Source organism: Streptacidiphilus sp. MAP12-20, from assembly GCF_041262525.1.
Taxonomy (GTDB): Bacteria; Actinomycetota; Actinomycetes; order Streptomycetales; family Streptomycetaceae; genus Streptacidiphilus.
Genome location: NZ_JBGCCK010000001.1, coordinates 62,532 through 86,359, shown reverse-complemented (window position 1 = coordinate 86,359; position 23,828 = coordinate 62,532). Strand labels below are relative to the sequence as shown.

The 23,828-nt window shown below is 71.1% G+C and carries 23 protein-coding genes and 1 pseudogene; 15 read left to right on the top strand and 9 right to left on the bottom strand.

The genetic code is table 11. From position 1 onward, the window contains the following. Positions 1–64 precede the first annotated feature (64 nt). Positions 65–664 (bottom strand): TetR/AcrR family transcriptional regulator, encoded by a 600-nt coding sequence (locus tag ABIA32_RS00385; protein ID WP_370091586.1) that lies wholly within the window; start codon positions 662–664, stop codon positions 65–67. An 11-nt stretch (positions 665–675) separates the two neighbouring features. Then, the gene (locus ABIA32_RS00380; RefSeq protein ID WP_370091585.1) at positions 676–1,173 is read right to left on the bottom strand and encodes an N-acetyltransferase family protein; all 498 of its coding nucleotides are present in this window, start codon (positions 1,171–1,173) and stop codon (positions 676–678) included. A gap of 147 nt (positions 1,174–1,320) precedes the next feature. Here ABIA32_RS00380 and ABIA32_RS00375 point away from each other — a divergent pair, with 147 nt between their 5' ends. The 7 genes from ABIA32_RS00375 to ABIA32_RS00345 all read left to right on the top strand — a co-directional run bounded on the left by ABIA32_RS00375 (position 1,321) and on the right by ABIA32_RS00345 (position 9,595). After that, positions 1,321–2,715, top strand: a complete 1,395-nt coding sequence (locus ABIA32_RS00375; RefSeq protein ID WP_370091584.1) for an MFS transporter — start codon at positions 1,321–1,323, stop codon at positions 2,713–2,715. After that, on the top strand, positions 2,712–3,107 hold the full coding sequence (locus tag ABIA32_RS00370) for a MarR family winged helix-turn-helix transcriptional regulator (protein WP_370091583.1): 396 nt from the start codon (positions 2,712–2,714) through the stop codon (positions 3,105–3,107). Before ABIA32_RS00375 ends, ABIA32_RS00370 begins: the two co-directional genes overlap by 4 nt. Before the next feature lie 227 nt (positions 3,108–3,334). After that, positions 3,335–5,023 (top strand): phenylacetic acid degradation protein PaaN, encoded by a 1,689-nt coding sequence (paaN, locus tag ABIA32_RS00365; RefSeq protein WP_370091582.1) that lies wholly within the window; start codon positions 3,335–3,337, stop codon positions 5,021–5,023. A gap of 358 nt (positions 5,024–5,381) precedes the next feature. Then, a complete protein-coding gene (locus ABIA32_RS00360) occupies positions 5,382–6,632 on the top strand; it encodes a spermidine/putrescine ABC transporter substrate-binding protein (protein WP_370091581.1) in 1,251 nt (416 codons plus the stop codon). A gap of 70 nt (positions 6,633–6,702) precedes the next feature. Then, the gene (locus ABIA32_RS00355) at positions 6,703–7,857 is read left to right on the top strand and encodes an ABC transporter ATP-binding protein (protein ID WP_370091580.1); all 1,155 of its coding nucleotides are present in this window, start codon (positions 6,703–6,705) and stop codon (positions 7,855–7,857) included. After that, on the top strand, positions 7,854–8,789 hold the full coding sequence (locus ABIA32_RS00350) for an ABC transporter permease (RefSeq protein ID WP_370091579.1): 936 nt from the start codon (positions 7,854–7,856) through the stop codon (positions 8,787–8,789). The genes ABIA32_RS00355 and ABIA32_RS00350 overlap by 4 nt, the downstream gene beginning before the upstream one ends. Beyond that, positions 8,789–9,595: an ABC transporter permease gene (locus tag ABIA32_RS00345; RefSeq protein ID WP_370091578.1), complete on the top strand. Its 807-nt coding sequence runs from the start codon at positions 8,789–8,791 to the stop codon at positions 9,593–9,595. The genes ABIA32_RS00350 and ABIA32_RS00345 overlap by 1 nt, the downstream gene beginning before the upstream one ends. Positions 9,596–9,632: 37 nt before the next feature. Here ABIA32_RS00345 and ABIA32_RS00340 read toward each other — a convergent pair whose 3' ends face one another. Beyond that, complete coding sequence (locus ABIA32_RS00340) at positions 9,633–10,172, bottom strand: CGNR zinc finger domain-containing protein (RefSeq protein ID WP_370091576.1); 540 nt, start codon at positions 10,170–10,172, stop codon at positions 9,633–9,635. Positions 10,173–10,278: 106 nt separating this feature from the next. Between ABIA32_RS00340 and ABIA32_RS00335 the strand changes: the two genes are divergently transcribed. Genes ABIA32_RS00335 through ABIA32_RS00325 form a run of 3 tightly spaced genes read left to right on the top strand, consistent with a single transcriptional unit; the run spans position 10,279 to position 12,454 of the window. Further along, on the top strand, positions 10,279–10,743 hold the full coding sequence (locus ABIA32_RS00335; RefSeq protein ID WP_370091574.1) for a VOC family protein: 465 nt from the start codon (positions 10,279–10,281) through the stop codon (positions 10,741–10,743). A gap of 34 nt (positions 10,744–10,777) precedes the next feature. Continuing rightward, on the top strand, positions 10,778–11,665 hold the full coding sequence (locus tag ABIA32_RS00330; RefSeq protein WP_370091573.1) for a pyridoxamine 5'-phosphate oxidase family protein: 888 nt from the start codon (positions 10,778–10,780) through the stop codon (positions 11,663–11,665). Positions 11,666–11,698: 33 nt separating this feature from the next. Next, positions 11,699–12,454, top strand: coding sequence for a TrmH family RNA methyltransferase (locus ABIA32_RS00325; RefSeq protein ID WP_370091970.1), 756 nt, complete (start codon positions 11,699–11,701; stop codon positions 12,452–12,454). On the opposite strand, the gene ABIA32_RS00320 is transcribed toward ABIA32_RS00325, so the two are convergent. From ABIA32_RS00320 to ABIA32_RS00310, 3 genes are read right to left on the bottom strand one after another with little or no spacing between them, the layout of a single operon-like run. Next, the gene (locus ABIA32_RS00320; protein WP_370091572.1) at positions 12,429–13,229 is read right to left on the bottom strand and encodes a BRO family protein; all 801 of its coding nucleotides are present in this window, start codon (positions 13,227–13,229) and stop codon (positions 12,429–12,431) included. The genes ABIA32_RS00325 and ABIA32_RS00320 overlap by 26 nt on opposite strands. A 45-nt stretch (positions 13,230–13,274) precedes the next feature. Further along, positions 13,275–14,507 (bottom strand): HTTM domain-containing protein, encoded by a 1,233-nt coding sequence (locus tag ABIA32_RS00315; protein WP_370091570.1) that lies wholly within the window; start codon positions 14,505–14,507, stop codon positions 13,275–13,277. Next, positions 14,504–15,232: a DUF5819 family protein gene (locus tag ABIA32_RS00310; RefSeq protein ID WP_370091569.1), complete on the bottom strand. Its 729-nt coding sequence runs from the start codon at positions 15,230–15,232 to the stop codon at positions 14,504–14,506. The genes ABIA32_RS00315 and ABIA32_RS00310 overlap by 4 nt, the downstream gene beginning before the upstream one ends. A gap of 139 nt (positions 15,233–15,371) precedes the next feature. Between ABIA32_RS00310 and ABIA32_RS00305 the strand changes: the two genes are divergently transcribed. The 5 genes and pseudogenes from ABIA32_RS00305 (at position 15,372) to ABIA32_RS00285 (ending at position 20,383) form a co-directional block, all read left to right on the top strand. After that, positions 15,372–16,520, top strand: coding sequence for an acyl-CoA dehydrogenase family protein (locus ABIA32_RS00305; protein ID WP_370091568.1), 1,149 nt, complete (start codon positions 15,372–15,374; stop codon positions 16,518–16,520). 194 nt (positions 16,521–16,714) lie between these two features. Next, a complete protein-coding gene (locus ABIA32_RS00300; RefSeq protein ID WP_370091567.1) occupies positions 16,715–17,362 on the top strand; it encodes a molybdenum cofactor guanylyltransferase in 648 nt (215 codons plus the stop codon). Positions 17,363–17,418: 56 nt separating this feature from the next. After that, a pseudogene (locus ABIA32_RS00295) lies at positions 17,419–17,688 on the top strand (DUF6457 domain-containing protein); the annotation flags it as partial. Beyond that, positions 17,685–19,295, top strand: a complete 1,611-nt coding sequence (locus tag ABIA32_RS00290; protein ID WP_370091566.1) for a molybdopterin molybdotransferase MoeA — start codon at positions 17,685–17,687, stop codon at positions 19,293–19,295. The pseudogene ABIA32_RS00295 and the gene ABIA32_RS00290, both read left to right, overlap by 4 nt. A 56-nt stretch (positions 19,296–19,351) precedes the next feature. Beyond that, complete coding sequence (locus ABIA32_RS00285) at positions 19,352–20,383, top strand: TrkA family potassium uptake protein (RefSeq protein WP_370091969.1); 1,032 nt, start codon at positions 19,352–19,354, stop codon at positions 20,381–20,383. A gap of 19 nt (positions 20,384–20,402) precedes the next feature. Here ABIA32_RS00285 and ABIA32_RS00280 read toward each other — a convergent pair whose 3' ends face one another. Genes ABIA32_RS00280 through ABIA32_RS00270 form a run of 3 tightly spaced genes read right to left on the bottom strand, consistent with a single transcriptional unit; the run spans position 20,403 to position 23,776 of the window. Next, the gene (locus tag ABIA32_RS00280; RefSeq protein WP_370091565.1) at positions 20,403–21,608 is read right to left on the bottom strand and encodes a hypothetical protein; all 1,206 of its coding nucleotides are present in this window, start codon (positions 21,606–21,608) and stop codon (positions 20,403–20,405) included. Continuing rightward, a complete protein-coding gene (locus tag ABIA32_RS00275; protein WP_370091564.1) occupies positions 21,592–22,059 on the bottom strand; it encodes an ArsR/SmtB family transcription factor in 468 nt (155 codons plus the stop codon). The genes ABIA32_RS00280 and ABIA32_RS00275 overlap by 17 nt, the downstream gene beginning before the upstream one ends. Before the next feature lie 58 nt (positions 22,060–22,117). Then, positions 22,118–23,776 carry an LCP family protein gene (locus tag ABIA32_RS00270; protein ID WP_370091563.1) on the bottom strand — a complete coding sequence of 553 codons (1,659 nt, stop codon included), beginning with the start codon at positions 23,774–23,776 and terminating at the stop codon, positions 22,118–22,120. Positions 23,777–23,828 lie beyond the last annotated feature (52 nt).

Sequence of the window (23,828 nt, the reverse complement as noted above, 5' to 3'; positions counted from 1 at the left end):
TCAAGATCGCAAAATGCTTCACGTGAAACACTTAGCGATCTTGGGCAGGGGTGACCCCCGCAGCTCAGGGCGCGCGCAGGCCGTGGAAGGCGAGCTCGGCGACGGCGTCGACGACGAGCGCCGCGGACTTGCCGTCGGCGTCCTGGCGGTACCACTCCACCAGCGAGTTGATCATGCCGAAGAGCAGTCGGGTCGCCAGCCTCGGCTCGACGTCCGCGCGCAGCTGGCCCTCCGCGACCGCCTCGGCGAGCAGCTCGGCGACCCGGTGATCGAACTCGCGTCGGCGCTGGAGCGCCCACTGCTCGGTCGCGGTGTTGCCGCGCACCCGCAGCAGCAGCGTCACGTAGGGCAGCTCCGCCAGCAGGACGGCCGTGGTCCGGCGGACCACGTGCTCGAGCCGGGCCAGCGCCGTGCCCTCGCGGGCCTCCGGTTCGTCCAGGGTGCCGAAGAGGCCGTCCAGGGCCCGGCCTACGGCGAGGCGGAGCAGCTCCTCCTTGCCCTTGACGTGGTGGTAGATCGAGGACTTGGAGATCCCGGCCGCGCGCGACAGGTCCTCCATCGAGGTGCCGTCGTAGCCGCGCTCGTTGAAGACCCGCACGGTGACGGCGAGCAGTGTGTCCACCGTGTAGCTGTCACGGCGCGCGGGGCGGGAGGTCTCGACCATGTGGTCGAGTATCACATTACGTACTCGCTGCGTCGCTCCAGCATGGTCACGTCCCGCCAGCGCCCGTCCTGCGTGCGGCCGATGCGCTCGCGGGTGCCGACGACGCGGAAGCCGAAGGCCGCGTGCAGGGCCAGGCTGGCGGCGTTCTCGGGGAAGATCCCCGCCTGGAGCGTCCACACGCCCGCGGTCTCGGTCGACTCGATCAGCCCGCGCAGCAGCAGCCGGCCGACGCCCTGGCCGCGCGCGTCGGGGTGGACGTAGACGCCGTGCTCCAGCACGCCCACGTAGACCGGCCGGGAGGAGACCGCGCTGGTGGCGGCCCAGCCGAGGACCTCCCCCGCGTCCGTGACGGCGACCAGGCGGTGTGCGGCGAGGCGGCTGCGGTCGAAGTCCGCCCAGGAGGGGGCGTGGGTCTCGAAGGTGGCGTTCCCAGTGTCGATGCCGTGCTGGTAGATGGCGAGCACCGCGTCGGCGTGCTCGGCCCGCAGGGGAGCGAGGGTGACGGTCACCCGGCCAGTGTAGGGCTTTGGCGCGCATTAGTTGTGGTGCTATAACTATTGTGACGACATAATCAATTCTCCCGTGCTGCGGGAGTGAGGCGGCGCAGTATGGAGCTCACTCCGCGACGACGGTTCCTGGTCCTGGCCATCTGTTGCATGAGCCTGTTCATCGTGGGCCTGGACAACACGATCGTGAACGTCGCGCTGCCGTCCATCGGCCGCGACCTGAACTCCGGCGTCTCGGGCCTCCAGTGGGTCGTGGACGCCTACACCGTCGTGCTGGCCAGCCTGCTGATGCTGGGCGGCTCGACCGGCGACCGGCTCGGGCGCCGCAGGGTCTTCCAGACCGGCTTGGCGCTCTTCATCGTCGGCTCGCTGGTCTGCAGCCTGGCGCCGAGCCTGGGCTGGCTGATCGTCGCCCGCATGCTGCAGGCGGTGGGCGGCTCGATGCTCAACCCGGTGGCGATGTCGATCATCACGAACACCTTCACCGACCCGAAGGAGCGCGCCCGGGCGATCGGCGTCTGGGGCGGCACGGTCGGCGTCAGCATGGCGCTCGGTCCGGTGGTCGGCGGACTGCTGGTCGGCTCGGTCGGGTGGCCCTCGATCTTCTGGATCAACATCCCGGTCGGCCTGGCGGCGCTGGTCCTGGCCGGGCTCTACATCCCCGAGTCCAGGTCCCCGCGGCCCCGCCGGGTCGACCCGGCGGGGCAGCTCGCGGTCATCGTCCTGCTGGGCTCGCTGACCTACGGGATCATCGAGGCGCCCAAGGCGGGCTGGGGCTCGGCGCAGTCGCTGCTCTGCTTCGCGCTGGCGGCGACCGCCCTGGTGGTGCTGCTCGTCGTGGAGTCGCGGAGGCAGGAGCCGCTGATCGAGCTGCGCTTCTTCCGCAGCGTGCCGTTCGCGGGCGCGACGGTGATAGCGGTCTGCGGCTTCGCCGCACTGGGCGGGTTCCTCTTCCTGAACACCCTCTTCCTCCAGAGCGTCCGCGACTTCAGCGCGCTGCGAGCGGGCCTCTGCACGCTGCCGATGGCGGCGGCGACTGTCGTCTTCTCGCCGCTCAGCGGCCGCCTGGTGGGCACGCGCGGCCCCCGCCTGCCGCTCGTCGCGGCGGGGCTGGCGATGGGCGCGAGCGCGCTGCTGCTGGTGCGGCTGCGGGCGGACACCCCGCTGTGGGTGCTGCTGCTGGCGTATCTGCTCTTCGGGATGGGCTTCGGGATGATCAACGCGCCGGTGACCAACACCGCGGTCTCCGGGATGCCACGTGCGCAGGCCGGCGTGGCCGCGGCGGTCGCGTCGACCAGCAGGCAGGTCGGCCAGGCGCTGGGGGTGGCGGTGATCGGCTCGGTGGTGACCTCGGCCGTGGTGGGGAGCTTCCGGATCGGGTTCGCGCAGGCGAGCCACATCGGGTGGTGGATCGTGCTGGGCTGCGCGATCGCGGTGGTGGTGCTGGGCGTGGCGACGACGGGCGCGTGGGCTCGAGGTACCGCGGCTAGGGTCTTCGCCCAGACGGAAGGTCAGGGAGAGCGACGGGAGATGAGTGCGGCGTGAGCGCGGAGCGGGTGTATGCGGTCATGCGGCGGCTGGTGCTGGAGGCGGACGACCGCAAGCAGCGCGTCGCGGACGCGCTGGGTATGAGCTTCAGCCGTGGGCGCGCGCTGCGGGCGTTGGTGGAGCGGCCGGTCAGGATGAGTGAGCTGGCCAAGCATCTGGTCATGGACAAGCCGTACACGACGGTGGTGGTGGACGACCTGGAACGGCGCGGTCTGGTGGTCCGCGAACAGGACCCGGACGACCGCCGCGCCAAGCTGGTGACCCTCACCGAGGCGGGCCGTGTGGCGGCGGCGACGGCGACGGAGATCTTGACGGCACCGCCGACCGAGCTGACCCGGCTTTCGCCGGAAGATCTGGACCTGTTGGACAAGATCCTGGGGAAGCTCTGAGGGGCGCGAGGAACTGCGCGAACAACCACCCTGTGCGGATGGTCCTGCGCGTTCGGCCTGCCGGCCGCGTGGGTGGTTGCTCGCGCAGTTCCTCGCGCCCCTGGAGGTGGTTGCAACTGGCCCCTCGTCGTGATCTGAGCCGCTCGGCATGGCCAGCCGACCGATCATTCGGTTACCGTAGGTGCTTGGCAGAGTCGCCGCCAGGACCCCATGAGGAGTGCGTCGCCATGACCGCAACCACGGCCCATCCGCTGATCGACCGTCATCAGGAGACCCTGGAGCGCGCGGTCAGCGCACTCGCCGCGCGGGACTACTGGTCGCCCTACCCCGAGTTCCCCAAGGCCTACGGCGAGGACGCCCTCGCCGTCGGCGCAGCCGCCTTCGCCGCGTTGAAGGGCACGACGCGGCTCGCCGCCGAGGGCGACACCCTCGTCGGGCCGGACGCCGAGGCCGGAGGCGAGGTCTCGCCGTTCGGGGAGGCGCTGAACATCGCCTACGGCTACCGCTCCGCGGACGCGCTGCTCGCCGCGGCGAGCGCCGCGCAGCCCGCGTGGGCGCAGGCGAGTCCGCTGCTGCGCGCCGCGGTCTGCGCGGAGATCCTGGCGCGGATCAACGCCAGGTCCGTCGAGTTCGGCTTCGCCGTCCAGCACACCACCGGGCAGGCCTTCGGGATGGCCTTCCAGGCCGGTGGGCCGCACGCGCAGGACCGTGGGCTCGAGGCCGTCGCCTGCGCGTACGCCGAGCAGACCCGGCTGCCCGCGAAGGCCAACTGGACCAAGCCGCAGGGCAAGCGCGAGCCGCTGACGATGGAGAAGGAGTTCATCGTCCGCCCCCGCGGAGTCGCCCTGCTGATCGGCTGCAACACCTTCCCGACCTGGAACGGCTACCCGGGCCTCTTCGCCTCCCTCGCCGCCGGCAACCCGGTCGTCGTCAAGCCGCACCCGCGTGCCGTGCTGCCGCTCGCGCTGACCGTCGAGATCGCCCGTGACGTGGTCACCGAGGCGGGCTTCGACGCCGACCTCGTGCAGCTCGCCCCGGAGCAGCCCGGTGAGGGCCTCGCCAAGACGCTCGCCACCCGGCGCGAGGTCGCGCTCATCGACTACACCGGCTCCACCGCCTTCGGTGACTGGCTGGAGGAGAACGCGCGCCAGGCGCTCGTCTACACCGAGAAGGCCGGCGTCAACACCGTCCTGATCGAGTCGACCGACGACTACGCCAACGCGCTGGCCAACCTGGCGTTCAGCCTCTCCCTCTACAGCGGCCAGATGTGCACCACGCCGCAGAACCTGCTGATTCCGCGCGGCGGCATCGCCACCGACCAGGGCAGCAAGACCTTCGCGGAGGTCGTCGCGGACCTGGCCGACGCGCTCGGCAAGCTGCTCGGCGACGACGCGCGCGCGGCCCAGCTGCTGGGCGCGATCGTCAACCCCGGCGTGCTGCAGCGGATCGAGCGGGCTGAGAAGGGCGAGTACGGCGCGCTCGCGCTCGCGCCCCGCGCGGTGGCCAGCACCGAGTTCCCCGAGGCGGTCATCCGCACGCCCGCGCTGGTGACCCTGGACGCCGCCGTGGACGCGCTGCCGGGCGAGTGCTTCGGGCCGGTCGCCTTCGCGATCGCGGTGGACTCCGCGGCCCACGGTGTGGAGCTGCTGCGTGAGACCGTCCGCGAGCGCGGTGCGATGACGGCGGCGGCGTACACGACCTCGCCGGAGGTGGAGTGCGCGGTCGTCGGCGCCGCGGTCGACGCGGGAGTTTCCCTTTCCCTGAATCTCACCGGTCAGGTCTACGTGAACCAGACCGCGGCATTTTCCGATCTGCACGGGACGGGTGCGAATCCCGCAGCGAACGCGGCGTACTGCGACGCCGCCTTTGTCGCCGGTCGATTTCGGGTGATGGAGGTCCGCCGCCACAACAGCTGAGGCGGATAGCTGAGGCGGATAGCCGAGACGGAAGCCTGACAGGGGCTGCCCGGGAGGATTCTCCCTGGCAGCCCCTGCTGCATCCACTGGCACAGGTGTAGGGGTTCTGTTGCGCCTTTTACACGGTGTCGGTGGTCTTTGGGGTTGTTCATCACGCAGTGTAAGCGGTGATGCGGATCACGTCGCGGATCGAGACTGAAGATAACGATTCCGGTGCCAGAACCGCTAGGGGGCATGGAAACCGAAGGTTTTTGGCCCTAGCCTCTGTCGGCATCTGCCGCTGCGGCATACGAACTGACGTCGCTGGGCGTGAAGAGGTTTCCCGACCAGCGCCAGGCTTCTGCAGAAAGGCCACTCCATGACGGACTCCGGCTCCTTCGACCTTTCGCGTTTCATGAACCGCACCCGTGCCGCCTCACGCGCCGCCGCGATGAGTCGGCGCTCGCTCCTGCGCGGTGCCACCGCGGGCGGTCTGGCCATCGCCGGAGCCGGCGCGCTCTCCGCCTGCGGCGTCAAGGGCGCGGCAACCGCCACCCCGTCCGGCAGCCCCAAGGTCGGCGTGGCCGGCCAGGACTACTCAGCCACCGAGAAGATCGTCAACTTCGCCAACTGGCCCGCCTACATCGACGTGGACGCCAAGAACCAGAGCCTCCACCCGACGATCGCCGCGTTCCAGAAGCAGAGCGGGCTCACGGTCAAGTACGTCGAGGTCATCAACGACAACAACGACTGGTACACCAAGGTCAACCCGAGCCTGGTCAAGGGTGTCGACACGGGCTACGACATTATGGTCGTCAGCGACTACATGGTGCCCAAGTACCGGACGTACAACTACATCCAGGCGCTCGACCTGGCGAACATCCCGAACCACTCCAAGCTGCTGCCGTCGACGCTGAACGACCCGGTCGACCCGGGCCGCAAGTTCTCCACCCCCTGGGCCTACGGCTTCACCACCATCGCCTACAACAGCAACCTGGTGAAGACCCCGATCACCTCCATCGCAGAGGTGTTCACCCGCCCCGACCTCAAGGGCAAGGTGAGCCTCTTCGCGGAGATGGAGGACACCATGGCGCTGTCCCTGCTGGCGCTGGGCCACAACCCCACCCAGTTCACCGACGCCCAGTTCAACGAGGCGCTGGACTACGTCCGCAAGGCCAAGGACAGCGGCCAGGTCAGCCACTTCACCGGCAACGACTACCTCGGCCCCTTCCAGCAGGGCAACACCGCGGTCACCATGGCCTACTCCGGCGACGTCGCGCAGCTGGCCAAGCCCAACCTGGTCACCGTGGACCTCCCCAAGGAGGGCCTGCTCTCCTGGAACGACAACTGCGTCATCCCGAACTACGCCCGGCACAAGAAGAACGCCGAGACGCTGCTCAACTACTACCTGGACCCGCAGGTCTCCGCGCAGCTGGACGACTTCATCAACTACATCCCGGGTGTCGAGGGCGCCGTCGACGCGCTGAAGACGCTCGACCCGCCCGCCGCGAAGAACGTGCTGATCGTCCCCACCGCGCAGATGCAGGCCAACGCGCACGGCTTCATGTCGCTGAGCATCGCCCAGCTCGACGACTACACCAGCCGTTTCCAGCAGGTCACCGGTCAGTAGCAGCCGCCCCTGCCGGCCCACCCCCGGCACCAGGCACTCGAGGTTCGAAGAGAGCGAAGGAAGACCCCTGATGAGCACGAACGACGTACTCGGCGGCAGCACCGGCGGAGATCTCCGCCTGGAGGGCCTGACCAAGCGCTTCGGCGCGTTCACGGCTGTGGACAATCTGGATCTCACGATCCCCCAGGGCTCTTTCTTCGCTCTGCTCGGTGCGTCCGGCTGCGGCAAGACCACGACCCTGCGCATGGTCTCCGGCCTGGAGGACCCCACCGCGGGCCGGATCTACCTGGGCGAGGACGACGTCACCAACCGCAAGCCCTACCGGCGCCCGGTCAACACCGTCTTCCAGAACTACGCGCTCTTCCCGCACCTGGACATCTTCGAGAACGTCGCGTTCGGCCTCCGCCGTCGCGGCGTCAAGGACGTCAAGCCGGCCGTCACGGCCATGCTCGACCTGGTCGAGCTGGGCCACGTCGCCAAGCGGAAGCCGACCGAGCTGTCCGGCGGTCAGCAGCAGCGCATCGCGCTGGCCCGCGCGCTGATCAACCAGCCGCAGGTGCTGTTGCTGGACGAGCCGCTGGGCGCGCTGGACCTGAAGCTCCGTCGGCAGATGCAGATCGAGCTCAAGCGCATCCAGACCGAGGTCGGCCTCACCTTCGTGCACGTCACGCACGACCAGGAGGAGGCCATGACCATGGCCGACACCATCGCGGTGATGAACCACGGCCGGATCGAGCAGCTCGGCTCCCCCGCCGAGCTCTACGAGAACCCGGCCACCACCTTCGTCGCGAACTTCCTGGGCCAGTCCAACCTGATCCCCGCCACGGTCGTCTCCGAGACGGACGGTGTGGTCACCGTCTCGGCCCATGGCCAGCAGCTCAAGCTCGACGCCAAGCGCTGTCGCAGCACCTCCGGCGAGATCATCCTGGGCGTGCGCCCGGAGAAGGTCCAGGTCGCGAAGAGCGCGGCGGACGCGCCGACCGGTTCCAACGTGATCACCGGCGGCACGGTCGTCGACGCCAGCTTCATCGGCGTCTCCACCCAGTACCTGGTCAAGCTCGCCACCGGCGAGGAGCTCGCGGTCTTCGAGCAGAACACCGGCAGGGAGATCCAGCGCCCGGGCGCCGAGGTGGCCGTCTACTGGGACCCGACCCAGGGCTTCGGCCTCGAGGGCTCCCAGGACATCGCCGCCGGCGCCGAGGTCGATGAGGAGGCCGCCGCGTGACGACCACCACGACGGAGGCGCCCGTCGCCAAGCCGCCCGTCAAGGGCGGGGCGGCTCCGCGCAAGCGCCGCCGGAACTTCACCCCCTGGGTGCTGCTGCTGCCCGGCCTGCTCTGGCTGATCGTCTTCTTCCTGGTGCCGATCTTCACCTCGGTGATCGCCTCGGTGCAGACCGGCAGCTCGGACGTGGGCTTCCAGCTCACCTGGGCCTGGGGTAACTACACCAAGTCCCTGTCGGACAACGGGCCGCAGATCTGGCACTCGCTGCTCTACTCGGTGCTCACCACGGTCTTCTGCCTGGCGCTCGGCTACCCGGTGGCCTACTTCATCGCCTTCAAGGGCGGCAAGTGGAAGTCGCTGCTGATGGCGCTGGTCATCGTGCCGTCGTTCACCAGCTTCCTGATCCGCACCATCGCCTGGGAGACGATCCTCTCCAACAACGGCAGCGCGGTGCACCTGCTGCAGCAGCTGCACGTGCTGAGCCTGACCGACGCGCTGGGCTGGACCGTCAACAACCAGGTGCTCTACAGCCCGGCCGCGGTCGTCCTCGGCATGACGTACAACTTCCTGCCGTTCACGATCCTGCCGCTGTACACGTCGCTGGAGAAGATCGACCCGAGGCTGCTCGAGGCCGGGGCCGACCTGTACTGCAGCCCGTACCAGACGCTGCGCCGGGTCACCCTGCCGCTGTCCATGCCCGGTGTCATCGGCGGTACCCTGCTGACCTTCATTCCCGCGGTCGGCGACTACATCAACAACCAGCTGCTGGGCAACCCGAACACCAACGTCGTCGGGCAGAGCATCGAGAACCTCTTCCTGCGCAAGAGCGACGGTTACCCGTACGGGTCCGCGCTGTCCGTGGTGATGATGGTGGCCACGCTGATCCTGGTGATGATCTACATCCGCAAGGCCGGCACGGAGGACCTGATCTGATGAGCAAGGCACTCGCCTGGGTCCGCGAGCACATTCTGCTCACCGTGACCGTCCTGGTCTTCGTCTTCATGCTGGCGCCGAACGCGGTCATCCTGTGGATGTCGTTCAACTCGCCCGCCGGCAAGTACAACTACACCTGGAACAAGTTCTCGCTCGACGCCTGGGCGCACCCCTGTGCCAACAGCGAGATGTGCAACAGCCTCTCGCTGTCGCTGCAAATCGGCGCGATCGCCACCGTCATCTCGACGATCCTCGGGACGATGATCGCCTTCGCGATGGTGCGGCACCGCTTCAAGGCGCGTTCCGGCATCAACTCGCTGCTGTTCCTGCCGATGGCCGCGCCCGAGGTGGTCATGGGTGCGACGCTGACCGCGCTGTTCTTCAACACCATCGGCCCCGGCTCGCTGGGCTTCTGGACCATCACCATCGCCCACATCATGTTCTGTCTGAGCTATGTGGTCGTCACGGTGAAGTCCCGCCTGGCCGGCATGGACCCGATGCTGGAACGTGCGGCGCAGGACCTCTACGCGACGCCGCTGCAGACCTTCCGCAAGGTGACCCTGCCGCTGGTGGCGCCGGGCATCGCGGCGGCGGCGCTGCTCGCCTTCGCGCTGTCGGTGGACGACTACATCATCACGGCGTTCACCGCAGGTCAGTTGGAGACCTTCCCGATGTTCATCTGGGGCTCCGTGCAGCGCTCGTACCCGGCGCAGATCGACGTCATCGGTTCGATCATGCTGCTCGGCACCATGGCGGTCATCGCGTTCTCGCAGATCCTCAACCGGGCGCGTACCGCCCGGAGGTAGTACCTCGACAGTCCACCAGCACGCCCTGTTCGGCTTCTCAGCCGGGCAGGGCGTGCTGCGTTTCCCGCTCGTAGTGCCGGGCCGCCTTGGCGCGGTTGCCGCACTCGGACATGGAGCACCAGCGGCGACGCCCGTTCTGCGAGGTGTCGAAGAAGGTGAGAAGGCAGCGCTCGTGCGCGCACTCGCGGATCCGCTCCGGGCCGCGGGCCAGCAGGCGCAGGTAGTCGTCGGCGGCGAGCCAGGCCGGCAGCCAGACCGGGTCGGCGACCTCGGGCTCGTCGTGCGGGACGCCGTCGGCGCCGAGGCGGCGGCGGATCGAGCCGTGCGCCAGGACCGCGTTCAGCGCGGCGGTGTCCTGCGGGTCGGTGCGCAGCGCGAGGAGCGCGGCGCGGGTCTCGAGCAGGGCGTCGAGGACCTGCTCGGTCGGGTCGACCCTGTCGGCCAGGCCGTTCGAGGCGAGCCAGACGGAGAGGCCGTCCTCCTGGTGGAACAGCAGGTCGCCGTGCCAGCGGGTGTTGAGCAGGTCGAGAGAGATCGGTTCGCCGCGCAGCGGTCGGGGGTCTGCAGAGGTCTCCACGTTTCCAGTCTAACCGTTCAGATGCTGCTGAGGGGTTGCAGGGTGAGTCATATAACCGTTACGGTTCACTTGAAAGGTTAGAAGGAACAAGACGAGGAGTCCCGTCATGACCGCTTCGCTGCGCACCGGCCACATCGGCATCAACGTCACCGACCTGGACCGCTCGGTCGCCTTCTATCGCGACGTCCTTGGGCTGGAGGAGCTCGGCGCGAGCAAGCCCGGCACCGCGCCCGAGCGCCGCGCGGCGCGGCTCGGCAAGAAGGGCGAGCTGCTGCTCACCATCTGGCAGCAGGCCGTGGGCGGGCACGAACGCGACCGGGCCGGGCTGCACCACCTCGCCTTCGAGGTCGACACAGTCGACGAGGTCCGCGAAGCCGAGTGGGCGCTCAAGGAGCAGGGCGCCGCCTTCGAGTACGACGGGGTCGTCCCGCACGGCGAGGGCCAGGACTCGGGCGGCATCTTCTTCGTCGACCCCGACGGCACCCGGCTGGAGGTCTTCACCCGCAGCGGCATCGCCGCCGAGGGCGGCCACGCCCCGCACGCGGACGCCCCCACGTGCGGCTTCTTCTAGCCGCGCAGGCAACGAGCGAAAGGGGATGGCTGCCATGACCGCTGTGGCCGGGTACCACTCCGGCGAGCGCGTCGCTCAGGCGCTCGCCGGGGAGACGGCGAAGGCTGAGCACCTGGAACGCAGCATCCGCGCTGTCGTCCCGGCCGTCGCCGCGAACTTCCTCGCGGAGCGGCAGCTGCTGGTCGTCGGCGCGGCGGACGCGGACGGGCGGATGTGGGCGACGGTGCTGACGGGCGAACCCGGCTTCATCGGCGTCCCGGACGAGGGGACGATCTCGGTCGCGGCGCTGCCGGGTCCGGGGGATCCACTCGCGGCCGTCCTCGGGGGCGCGTCCGCCCCGTCCGCAGTGCCGATCGGGACGATCGCCCTGGAGCCGGCGACCCGGCGGCGGATGCGCGTCAACGGCCTGGTTGAGGCGCGCGACGCCGGGCTCGTCGTCCACGCCGAGCAGGTCTTCTCCAACTGCCCCAAGTACATCCAGAAGCGGCGCCCGGTCCGGTCCACCCCGACCGCTGTGCCCGGACCGGCGCGCTGGGGCGCGGAGCTGACGACGGCGCAGCAGTTGGCCGTCTCCACCGCCGACACCTTCTTCCTCGCCACCGCCGATGCGGAGGGGCGCGCGGACGCCTCGCACCGGGGTGGGTACCCGGGCTTCGTGGAGGTGGTCTCGCCGTCGACGCTGCGCTGGCGCGAGTACGCGGGCAACGGGGCGTTCATGACGCTGGGTAACCTCGAACTGAACCCGCGTGCGGGCCTCGTCTTCCCGGACTGGGAGACGGGCGACCTGCTCCTCCTCACGGGTGAGGCCCGGACGGACTGGCAGGAACGGTCGGTCGCCTTCGAGTTGACGTCGGCGGTGCAGCTTCCCGGGGCGATGCCGCTGCGCTGGAGCGAGCCGGAGTTCTCGCCTGCGCTGCGCTGATCGCGGGCAGGGCAGCTCTAGGCTGAGTCGGTGATGATCGACGTCGAGGAACGATGGGCCGCGCTGGTCGCTACTGGCGGAGCGGTACTGCTGGACGGCTTCCACGCGCTGAAGCACGCGCTGCGCTTCGGTGCGACGGTGCCGCTGCTGGTGACGACGGACGCGGGCGAGCTGCGACGGCTCGTTGCGGAGCTGGCGCCGGATCTGGGCTCGGTCGAGGCCGTGGTGGTTCCGGCGGAGCTGCTACGGCGGCTGGTGCCGCGTGCGCATCCGACCGGTGTCGCGGCGCTGGCGCTTCGTCCACAGCCTGTGGACAACGCGCGGACCTCGCCTTTCGTCCTGCTGGAGGACCCGCGCAACCTCGGCAACATCGGCGCGGTCGTCCGCCTGGCCGCCGGCTTCGGCGCGGCGGGCGTGCTGACGACCGGAAGCGTCGACCCCTGGCACCCCACCGTCGTCCGTGGCGCGGCCGGCCTGCACTTCGCCACGACGGTGGCCCGGACTACCTTGGCGGAGCTGCCCGTTGGGCCCCTCTTCGCGCTGGATCCGGAGGGCGAGGACATCCACGGCATCGCCTTTCCGGATGACGCTGTGCTGGCTTTCGGGACAGAACGGCACGGGGTATCGGATGATGTGAAGGGGATGGCCACCCGAACTGTGGCCATCCCCATGCGCCCTCACGTGTCCAGCTTCAACCTCGCCACGAGCGTCGGCATGGCGCTGTTCCATTGGCAGGGACGCGGTTATCCACGGTCTGTGGATATCAGGACGCCGAGCGGACGCCCATGAGCTGGAGTACCTCGGCGACGTAGGCCGGCGGTCCGGCCAACGTCACGAGTTGCGGCGCCGCAGGCGTCGCGACCGGCGGCTCGGCGTCCTGCGCGCGCAGGAGGTGCCGGACGATGTCCACGAAGTGCAGCCGTCGGCAGGGCCGGTAGGCGATGCTTCCCCGGATGCCGACGTGCTCGACGGTCCGGCAGGTGAAGTAGACGCCGAACGGCGGCCCGGCCTCCACGATCGGGTCGGGGAGCATCGGCGCCATCGCACCGTGCAGGCAGTGCACGGAGCCGTCCGTGCGGATCTCGAACCCCTGGTCGTCGACCAGCAGCGTCGAGACGGAGGGCGTGGTGAAGTCCATCGCCTCGGCGAAGGTCTCGGCCATGCGCTCGCGCTGGGCGCCGAGGTCGGCGTCGCCCCGGCGGATGGAGGGGAGGAGCTCGCGGGTGACCCAGTCCTGGAAGGGCCGGGCGGCGGGCTTGTCGGAGCGCATGATCAGCCGGTAGAGGCCGCTCTCGCGGATGACGGTGAGCAGGGGGGTGCCGCGGCGGGAACTAATCCCACCAGCGGAAACGTCACTTACCTCACTTGAGGTTAGGTAAATGGTTTGGGTGTTCACACGGCGGATCTCGGTCTTGTCGAGCACGCTCGCGGCCTTCGTCGGGTTGCTGTGACCGAGGATCTTGCAGACGTCGACGATGGCGAACCACGGCTCGCCGTCGATCAGGATGACGCGGATCGGTTGCCCGGTGGCCGGGAACTTCGTCTTCATCATTCGCGTGTTCATGACGCGCCCTTTCGGGTGGGTGACATTGCGCCCTGATCAACGCGCTTATCCGACCGGTGACACGGCCTCCGGATCGCGCTCGGTTGCGCGAGGGGGGCGCTTGATCGACTGGCGCAAGACTGGCGGGGGCATATGCTGCGCCACCCCCCTAGCCACCCCCTGACCAGCCCAGACGAGGAAGCCGGTGGGGAGGAAGACCGCGTCCGCGGCGATCATCGCCAGCGAGAAGAACGGCAGCCCCAACACCACCGCGATCGCGGCGTGCTCGGTGATCATCAGGACCAGCAGCACGTTCTTGATCCGGCGGTTGAAGACCAGGAACGGGAAGGACACCTGCACCATCACCGTGCCGTAGGTGATCAGAAAGACCGCTGTGCTGTTCCCGCCCAGCAGTGAGGCCAGCCCCGGCCAGGGGTCGAAGTAGGCCAGGTGCAGCGGGAAGTAGAGAGCCGTGCCGCCCTGCCAGAGGGAGCCCTGGATCTTGTACCAGCCCGCCGTCGCGTAGATGAAGCAGACCTCGACCGCGATCACCAGCATGGCGGCGTTGTGCAGCAGGTTGCCGAGCGCGTCCAGCAGTTGCTCGCCCTCGCCGCCCGGGCGGCGTCGGGCCATCCAGGCCTTCACGCCGGCGAACAGCCAGAACAGCCAGAAGACCGTGCCCCAGTCGTAGAACCCGAGGTCCAGCATCCCCAGCTTCGCGAAGCCCGACAGCTCGCAGAACGCCAGCACCGCGCCCAGTCCCAGCCACAGCGCGACGCCGACCGGGTCCCACCCTTCCCGCGTCCCGCGCCGCGCCGCGCGGGCGTCCAGGGACCAGACCTGGCCGCAGCGGGTGAAGGCGAGGTAGATCGCCATCAGGTGGACGACGTTGTCGCCGCCGTCGCCGACCAGGATGCTGCGGTTCTGGACCGACAGCACCAGCACCATGAAGAGCAGTGACATCGTCCGCGTCCGCCAGCCCACCAGCAGCAGGCCGCTGACGACGATCGCCGCCGCGTAGACGAACTCGAACCACCACCGGTTGTCCGACCAGATCAGCACGGTGAACGCGTGGTTGGAGCCGAGCATCTGCCGGGCCAGGTCCTGGCTCCACGGGGACAGGTCGCCGTAGAGGACGCGCCGGTGCGGCCACTCGCGGAGCAGGAAGCCGCCGAAGGTCAGTGCGAAGCCGATCCTGACGATCGCCGCCTGGTACGCGCCGAGCGTTCGACCGGTGACGGTGGTCCAGCCGTTGAACGTGGCGTCCGAGGTGCGTTGGGCGAGCGCGGCGAGCGTCATGAGGGCATCCCCAGGTTCTGGTAGTCCTCGTCGTTGGCCGGCCACCACGGCAGTTGGCGGTAGCCCGGCGTCGCGGTCGCGGGTGCGCCGGTCCAGCTGGGACCGGTGAGCGGGGTGGTCGACGAGCGGAACTGGATCTGGATGATCCGTCGGCCGTCGTAGGAGCGGCCGATCCGCTGCAGCGCGATGCGCTTGAGGTACTCGACCGCGAGCGGTCCGCCGAAGCCGGTCGAGGACTCGTCCTGCTGGCTGTGCCAGGCGGTGTAGTAGTCCCAGGCGCGGCGCAGCAGGTTCTGGTCGATGTGGCTCGGCGCCGGGTTGTCGCGGATCGCGGCGATGTCGTGGGCGGTGAGGTTGATCCAGGGCGACTCGACGCGGTGCCCGTCCGCGTCGAGGGTCTGCACCCGGGCCTCGACGGCGATGTCGTCCTGGAGCGGGTTGGGTGCGAACAACTGCCAGTTCTGCTCGAACTCGGGGAGGACGTGCTCGTTGACCGTGGCAGCGTGGCGCTGCGAGACGGGGTTGCTCGGGGCGACCGAGAGGAAGACGGTGCCCAGGTGGTAGACCACGGCGCTGATCAGGACGACCGCCGCGACGCCGAGGACCAGCAGCGAAGGGACGGACCAGCGGCGTTCGTCACCCGCCTCGGCCCCTGGCTGATCGTCCCCGGGCGGTCTGGGCGCGGGCAGGGACGGTATGGACTCGCTGCTCGGCTCGTCTGCCACTGGTACCCGCCTTGCCGCTCCGGTGATTCCTGAGCACGGTACTGACGATGGGCGCTCGCGCGCGACCCTTCCGTGTATCTAGAACTTGTTCTAATCTGACGTATCGTCAGGAGTGGGCAGGGCGGGAAAGGGGTGCGCCGTGGATTTCACCTTCACCGAGGAGCAGCAGGCCGCGGCAGAGGCGGCGCGGGCCGTCTTCGCCGACGTGCCGCCGGACGGCGGCGTGCCGAGCCCGGCCATCGGCATCGACCCCGTGTCGACCGATGTCGACCGGGACCTATGGCAGCGGCTCGCCAAGTCCGACCTGGTCGGCATCGCGCTCCCGGAGCAGTACGGCGGCGGTGGGCTCGACGAGATCGCCTGGTGCCTGGTGCTGCGCGAGTCCGCGCGGGTGCTGGCACGAGTCCCCTTGCTGGAGACGGGTGCGGCGGCGCTCGCGATCGCGTCGTTCGGTGCGGAGGAACTGCGGCAGCGGCTGCTGCCGGAGATCGCGGCAGGTCGGCTGCTGGTGGGCGTCGCCGCCCAGGGCCGGACCGGGCACGAGCCGGCCGACGAGGCGGTGACCGCGGAGCCGGTCCCCGGCGGCTGGTCGCTGCGCGGCGCGCAGACCGGCGTCTCCTGGGCCCCGGTCATGGACCTCGTCCTGGTGCCGGCGCGCGGCCCGGAGGGGACGCTGCTGCTCCTGGTCGATCCGCGTGGTGCGGGCGTGACGCTGAACCGGCAGGTGTCGACCAACGGCGAGCTCGCGGGCGAGCTGGTCTTCGACGGCGCGGTGGTCGAGGCTTCCTGGCAGGTCGGGGACGCGGCAGCGGACGGAGCCAACTGGCGCGCGGTGCGGGGCAGGCTGATCGTCGGGGTGGCTGCGCTCTGCCTCGGGCTGGGCGAGGCGGCGCTGCGGCTGACCTCGGACTACGCGACCAAGCGCGAGCAGTTCGGGCACCCGATCGCGACCTTCCAGGCCGTCGCGATGCAGTCGGCCGACCGGTACATCGACCTCAGGTCGATGGAGGTGACGCTCTGGCAGGCGGCCTGGCGGATCGTCGCCGGGGTCGAGCTCGCCGACCGGCTGCCGCTGGACGCGGACCTGGCGACGGCGAAGATCTGGTCCGCGGAGGGCGTCCGCGCGATCGCCGCCACGGCCCAGCACCTGCACGGCGGCATCGGCGCGGACCTCGACTACCCCCTGCACCGCTACCACGCCTGGGCGAAGCACCTGGAACTCCTGCTCGGCCCGGCCGCGGCCTTCGAGCAGGAGCTCGGCGACCTGCTGGCGGAGCACCAGCTCTAGGAGGGTGCGCTCGCCTCCGGCGAGGAGACACCCAGCGCATCGGCCGGACACGCTGCCTAGGCGCACAGCCGATGGCGTCGCAGGTGCAGCGGGCAGGAGCGGGCCCGTGGCTTCCGGCGGGCGGCGCTCTCCTGTGCTCCGATTCGGGGATCGGCAGCGCTCCGCGCCCGGCGAGGTGGTTGCATGGTGCTCCTATGGACATTGCCTATGACGCCGCCTATGACGCCGTGATCCTCGCCGGGGGAGCAGCCCGGCGGTTGGACGGCGCCGACAAGCCGGGGCTGCTCGTCGGTGGCGCGACCCTGCTCGACCGCGTCCTCGCGGCCTGCGCGGACGCGCGGACCACCGTCGTCGTCGGCCCTGAGCGGCCGACCGCCCGCGAGGTCGTCTGGACGCGGGAGGAGCCGCCGGGCGGGGGGCCGGTCGCCGCGCTCGCGGCCGGTCTGCGCCTGGTGACGGCGGACGTCACGCTGCTGCTCGCCGCCGACCTCCCCTTTCTCGACGCCACCAGCGTGCACCACCTGCTCGAGACGCTGGCCGAGCCCAACATCGACGCGGCCACCCTCGTCGACGTCGAGGGCCGGGACCAGCTGCTCACCGCCGCCTACCGCACTCTGCCGCTGCGCGCCGCGCTGGACAGGATCGGTCCGCCGGAGGGCGCGCGGCTGCGGGCGGTGACCAGCATGCTGGCGACCCGGCATCTGACCGACCCGCGCGGCGTCTCCGTCGACGTCGACACCTGGGAGGACGTCCGCCTCGCCCGCGCCCGTGCCGCCGCCTCCGCGCTGCCCCCGCACGCTGCCCCGCACGCCACCCCGCACGACCCGTCGTCGGGGCGGTGAGCGGTCGGACACGCACCCGAAATCGCCCGTTGCGCGTCGTAGGCGCGCGGATCGGCGACGATGGACCCGTGCTGGAAGACTGGATCGCCGCTGCGAAGACCGAGCTGGGCATCGACCTCGACGTCGATGTGCCCGGACTGCTCGACATGACCCGCGAGGTCGCCCACGGCGTCGCCCGCCCGGCCGCCCCGCTGACCGCGTTCCTGGTCGGCTACGCGGCGGCCGGCGCGGGAGGCGGGGCCGAGGCGGTGGCCGAGGCGAACCGCAAGGCCTCGCAGCTCGCGCTGCGCTGGGCCGCGGAACGCTCCGAGGAGCTCGCCGAGTGAGCGGCCTCGCCGACACCGGCAGCAGCACCGCGACCGGCCGTGGCGCCGGCGCCGAGACGGACCTGCTCGCGGCCTATCCCTACCTGCGGCCACAGGCTGCCGGGCCCGCAGTTGAGCCCGAGCCCGAGCGGCCTTTCGACTACGAGGCGGCGGAGGCCGCTCAGGCAGGGCGCGAGCGTGCCAGGGAGTCGGACAGCGAGTCGGACAGGGAGTCGGGCAGGGAGTCGGACAGGGATGGCTCCTTCGACTCCGTGGACTCCTTCGATCGGGCCCTGGACGATGCGATCAGCTTGACCCACCCCTCCCGACCAAGATCGCAAAGTGTTTCACGTGAAGCATTTGGCGATCTTGAACGCGACCCCGTCGCCCAGTCGCCCGCTCCCGCGCCCCGCGCGCATGCGGTGAGCTGGCTACAGGCCCGCGCTCTCGCCGCCCGCGCCGGAGCCCGGCCGCTCGGTGCGGAGAGCTGCGCGCTGACCGAGGCCCTCGGCGCGGTCCTCGCAGAGGCGCTCGCCGCCGCCACCCATCTGCCCCCCTTCGACACCTCCGCGATGGACGGTTGGGCCGTCGCCGGGCCCGGCCCGTGGCGACTGCGGGCCCCCGCCGACGGCGAGGGACTGGCCGGCCGTCCCGCCGCGCCCGCGCTGGAGGACGGTGAGGCCGTGCGCATCGCGACCGGCGCATCCGTGCCCGGCGGTGCCACCGCCGTGCTGCGTCACGAGGACGGCGAGGTCCGCGAGCGCGGCGGCGCGAACGAGCTCAGCTGCCGCAAAGGCGCGCAGTCGCCGCTGCCGGGGCGGGACATCCGCCCGCGCGGGCAGGAGTGCCGGGCCGGTGAGCCGCTGCTGGCGGCCGGCACGCTGGTCACTCCGGCGGTGCTCGGCCTGGCCGCCGCCGTCGGGCTCGACGAGCTGACGGTGCATCGGCGGCCGACCGTCGAGCTGCTGGTGCTGGGCGACGAGCTGCTGACCGAGGGCCCTCCACGGGACGGCCGGATCAGGGACGCGCTGGGCCCGATGCTGCCCGCCTGGCTCGCCGCCTACGGCGCCCGCGTGCAGGCCGTGCGCCGGATCGGCGACGACCGCGCGGCACTCGTCGCCGCGCTGCGCCGCACCCGCGCCGACGTCGTCGTCAGCACCGGCGCGACCGCCGCAGGACCGGTCGACTTCCTGCACGCGGCGCTCGCCGAGATCGGCGCGACGCTGTTGGTGGACGGCGTGCGGGTGCGCCCCGGGCACCCGATGCTGCTCGCCGCGCTGCCCCGCGAGGGCGGCGCGGGCCCGACGCGTCACCTCGTCGGCCTGCCGGGCAATCCGCTCGCCGCCGCCGTCGGTGCGGCGACGCTCGCCGAGCCGCTGCTCCGGGGCCTGGCCGGCAGCCCGCAGGCGGAGTCCTATCGGGTCCCGGCCGCCGCCGACCTCTCCGGCTACCCCGGTCACACCCGGCTGCTGCCGGTCACCCTGCCGGAGCGCGGTGCGCTCCCGCTCCGCTTCGACGGACCGGCCATGCTGCGCGGACTCGCGCTCGCCGAGGGACTGGCCGTGGTACCGCCGGGCGGTGTCGACGCGGGCGGTCTGGTCGAGGTGCTGGACGTGCCGTGCGGCTGAGCCCGCGCAGCCGCGCCGGGCACGGGGAGGGTTCCGCTCGCGAGGACGCCGCCGAGCTGCGGCAGGTGCTGCTCCCCGCCCCCGATGCGGGCGGCCCGCCGCTGCGGCAGGTGCGGCGGCGGCTGGTGCTGGCGCTGTTGGTGCTGGTGGTCACCGCGCTGCTGGTCTGGTTCGGCCGCGACGGCTACCACGACAACGCGAACGCGCACCTGGACCTGCTGGGCGCCTTCTACTACGCCACGGTCACCCTCTCCACCACCGGCTACGGCGACATCACCCCGGTCAGCGACGGCGCCCGGCTCACCAACATCCTGGTGATCACGCCGCTGCGCGTGGTCTTCCTGATCATCCTGGTCGGCACCACGCTCGAAGTGCTCACCACCCGCACCCGCCAGCTGTGGCGCATCAACCGCTGGAGGCAGGACTTGGACGGGCACATCGTCGTCGTCGGCTACGGCACCAAGGGCCGCCACGCGGTGGAGACCCTGCTGCTGAAGGGCACGCCGAAGACGTCCATCGTCGTCGTCGACCCACAGCGCCGCGCGATCGAGGCCGCGAACGCGGACGGCGTCGCCGGCGTGGTCGGCGACGCGACGCGCAGCGAGGTCCTGCGGCGCGCCGGGGTGGAGCGCGCGGCCCAGGTCGTCGTCGCACCACAACGGGACGACACGGCGGTGCTGGTCACGCTGACGGTGCGCCAGCTGAACAAGGGCGCGGTCGTGGTCGCGGCCGTCCGGGAGGACGAGAACGCGCCACTGCTCCAGCAGAGCGGGGCCACTGTGGTCGTCACCAGCGCGAGCTCGGTCGGCCGGCTGCTGGGCGTCTCGACGCTGAGCCCGAACACGGGCGCGGTCCTCGACGACCTGCTGACGGTGGGCCACGGTCTCGACGTCATCGACCGCCCGGTGACCCGGGCCGAGGTGGGCCGCTCGCCGCAGGACTGCGGGGACCTGGTCATCGCCGTGGTCAGGGGCCGCCGCAGGCTCACCTACAGCGATCCGGAGGTCGCGGTGCTCAGGCCGGAGGACCGGGTCATCGCCATCCACCGCAGCGACGTCCACCGCAGCGACGCGGTCGCGGAGGCCTGAACCACAGCTGATCTCAGCGCTACGGCGGGCCCGAGCCGAGCAGCCAGACTGCGCCGTACGCGGCCGAGGCGCAGGTCAGCACCGTGAGTGCGACCGCCGCGCGGCGCGGCCGGAGGCAGGCCAGCCACGCGGCGAGCGGCAGCAGCAGCGGGAAACCAGGCATCAGCAGCCGCGGCTTCGAGTTGAAGTAGGCCTGCGCGCCCAGCGCGACCACGACGATCACCGCCGAGTAGGCCAGGACCGGCAGCGGCTGCCGCTGCCGGACGCCCGCCCACAGGGCCCAGAGCACCAGCCCGACGAAGGCCAGCAGGCCGACGCCCGCGAAGGGGCTCGTCGTCAGCTGGTGCCAGAGGAAGCGTCCGTAGGCCGCGCCGAAGTCGAAGCCGTTGCCCCAATGGCCCTGCACGTCCAGATAGGCGGAGAGCCCGCCGACCCACGCCGCGTACCCGAGAAGCCCCGCCGGGGCGAGCAGCGCGCCCGCGATCACTCGCCACGGGCTTCCCTCACGACGCCGCAGCGCGACTGCCCCGCCGACCCAGACCGCCGCGATGATCGCGGCGGCGCTCGGCCGGGTGATCCCGGCCAGTGCGGCGAGCAGGCCCGCGGTCAGCCAGTTGCCGCGCAGCACCGCGTAGAGGGACCAGGCGGCGAGCGCGGTGAAGAGCGACTCGGTGTAGGCCATCGACTGCAGCACGCCGATCGGCAGCGCGGCCCAGAGCAGGACCAGCAGCGTCGCGGCCCGGCGGCCGGTGCCGTCTGCTCCCGACTGTCGCGCGAAGACGCGCTCGGCGACCGCGTAGATCCCCAGTGCCGCGACGAGCGAGGCGACCGCGCTGACCAGCAGGCCCGCGTCCGCGTAGCTGAGGCCAGTGAGGGTGTGCAGGCCGCGCTCCAGCCAGGGCAGCAGCGGGAAGAAGGCCAGGTGCGAGTGGTCGCCCGCGCCGCGGGTGTGGGACGTGGCCTGGTAGCCGGGCCAGTGGTAGCCGTGGGCGGCGATGTCGGTGTACCAGAGCGAGTCCCAGCGCGCCGAGAGCAGTTGGTGCGGGCTGCGGCCCTCCGCGCCGGCCCAGACCGCGAGGACCAGCAGGCCCAGCGCCCGGACCACGACGTAGAGAGCGAGCGCGGGGACCGCGCGGCTCAGCAGGCCGAGGGCGCGCAGGCGCAGGGCGCCGCGCTCGGGCGGTGCAGCGTTGCACATCGCCCTGGCCTCAGACGAGCCGGCCACGGGCCGGCCCCTCCACCGCGGACAGCCCCTCCACCGCGGTCAGCCCCTCGACCGCGGTCAGCGCCTCCACAGCCGACAGCGCCGAGGCCGACGGCGCGCCGGTGCCCTCCGCGGTCTCGGCGAAGCGGCCGACGATCAGCCGGACCACGGCCGCCAGATAGGGGTCGTCCACGAGATAGACCTGACGTCGGCCCTCGCGGCGTGAGCGGACCAGGCCGGCCAGCCGCAGCTTGGCCAGGTGCTGGCTGACCGCAGGGAGCGAGCCGCCGACCTGCTCGGCGAGGCCGGTGACGTCGCACTCGCCGGCGGCCAGGATCCAGACGATCTGCAGCCGGGTCGGTGAGGCGAGCAGCCCGAACGCGGCCGCGGTCTGCTCCAGTAGCTCCGCCCCGGGCGCGCCGTCCTCGGCAGCCCTGCCCGCCGCCGCTCCGAACCCGGCGCCTGAGCCCATCTGTCCCCCTCCTCGCCTCGCTCGCCTCACCAGGGTAGGGGGCACCGGGCCGGGTCCGTCACGGCGCGGAGTCCGGCACGTCGGTCGCCTTCGCGTAGGCCTCGGACGGGGTCATCGGGACGCCGTTGATCTCGACCGTCTGGTACTGGCTGACCGGCGCGCAGCCGCTGGTGTCGGCGGCGGTGCGGGAGTGCGCGTCGGCCAGTGCCTGCTGGGTGTCGACCGGGGCGGGCTTGCTGCCGCCGCCGGGGAAGGTGGTGCCGGAGGTCCAGTCGGAGCCGATGACCAGGGTCACCCCGCTGCTCGCGCCGGATTCGCTCAGGTGTGTCGCGGGCAGGCCCAGGGCCGCGGCCACGGTCTCCGCCTGGGCCTTCTCGCCCGCGCCGTAGCGCAGCTCGGTCGTGGCGATGGTGCTGGGCGAGGTCACCGCGGTGGTGCCGGAGCCGAAGCCCTTGGCCGTCAGCGCGTCGGCGAGCTCGGTGGCCCTGCCCGTGGTGCCGCTGGCGTTCTCCACCCGCACATCGATCTGGGCGGCCGACACGGACGCCGCGCTCGTGCTCGCGCCCGTGCTCGCGCCCGCGGACGGGGAGGCGGGGGTCGAAGCGGGGGCCGAGGCGGAGGCGGAGGCGGACGCCGAAGGCGTGGCCACCCCGCCGCCGGGAGCCGTCAGGGCCCGGTCGTTGGCGATCGCCGCGAAGAGCGCCTGCGAGCCCGCCGCCGGGACCAGCCGGTCCTGGTTGGCAGGGTCGGTGTTCGTCTGCATCGTGGTGAAGGTGATCCTGCTGGTCGGCACCTTGGCCACGTCGCTCGCCAGGCCGAGCAGGCTGCCCGCGCTGCCCAGGCCGCTGTCGACCGTGAGCGCCTTGGTCGCCGAGTCGGCGAGGCCGAAGAGCTTTCCCGGGTCTGTGAGTGTGCCGGCGCTCTTCATCGTCCGCATCATCGAGCTGAGGTAGATGTGTTGGGCGTAGGTGCGGCCGAGGTCGCCGCCGTCGCCGAAGCCGTGCCGGGAGCGGACGAACGCCAGCGCCGCGACGCCCTTGAGGTTGTGGGTGCCCTTGGCCAGCTTGAGGTGCGAGTAGGTGTCGTAGACGTTGTTGTCGACGCAGACGTCGACGCCGCCCACCGCGTCGGACATGCTGACCACGCCGGAGAAGGTGGTCATCATGAAGTGGCTGATCGGGATGCCGGTCAGCTGGTGGATGGTCTCCATCTGGCACTGCGGGCCGTAGGCGAGCGCGCTGTTGATCATGCCGTGGTAGCCGCTGGTGGTGTTGGCCTTGTTGTTCGGGTCCGTGCACGCCGGGACGTCGACCATGGTGTCGCGGGGGATGCTCATCACCGTGGCGTTCGAGCGGTCGGCCGAGACGTGCACAAGCATCTCGACGTCGGCGTTCCCGTAGCCGCCGCTGCCGCAGTCGCCGCCGAGGTTGCAGTCCTGGGCGGTGTTCCGCGCGTCGGTGCCGATGACCAGGATGTCGATCGGGGTCCGCCCGAAGGCGTCCGGCTTCTCCTGACCCAGGTTCTTGTTGTTCACGTGGATCGTGTGCAGGTTGGCGCTGAAGTGGTTGTACAGCCAGGTGCCCAGACCGGCAGTGATCAACACGAGGACCGACAGCGTCAGGGCGAGGATCTTGGCGATCCGTCGGCCGCGCGATCGCGGTCCGCGCGGCTTGTCCGCCGGTTCCCCGGCAGCGGTACCGCCCGTGTCGTCGGTCATGCCCTGTTCCCTCGTTCTCCCGCCATGGTGGCGGACGCGATGTCACCGGCGT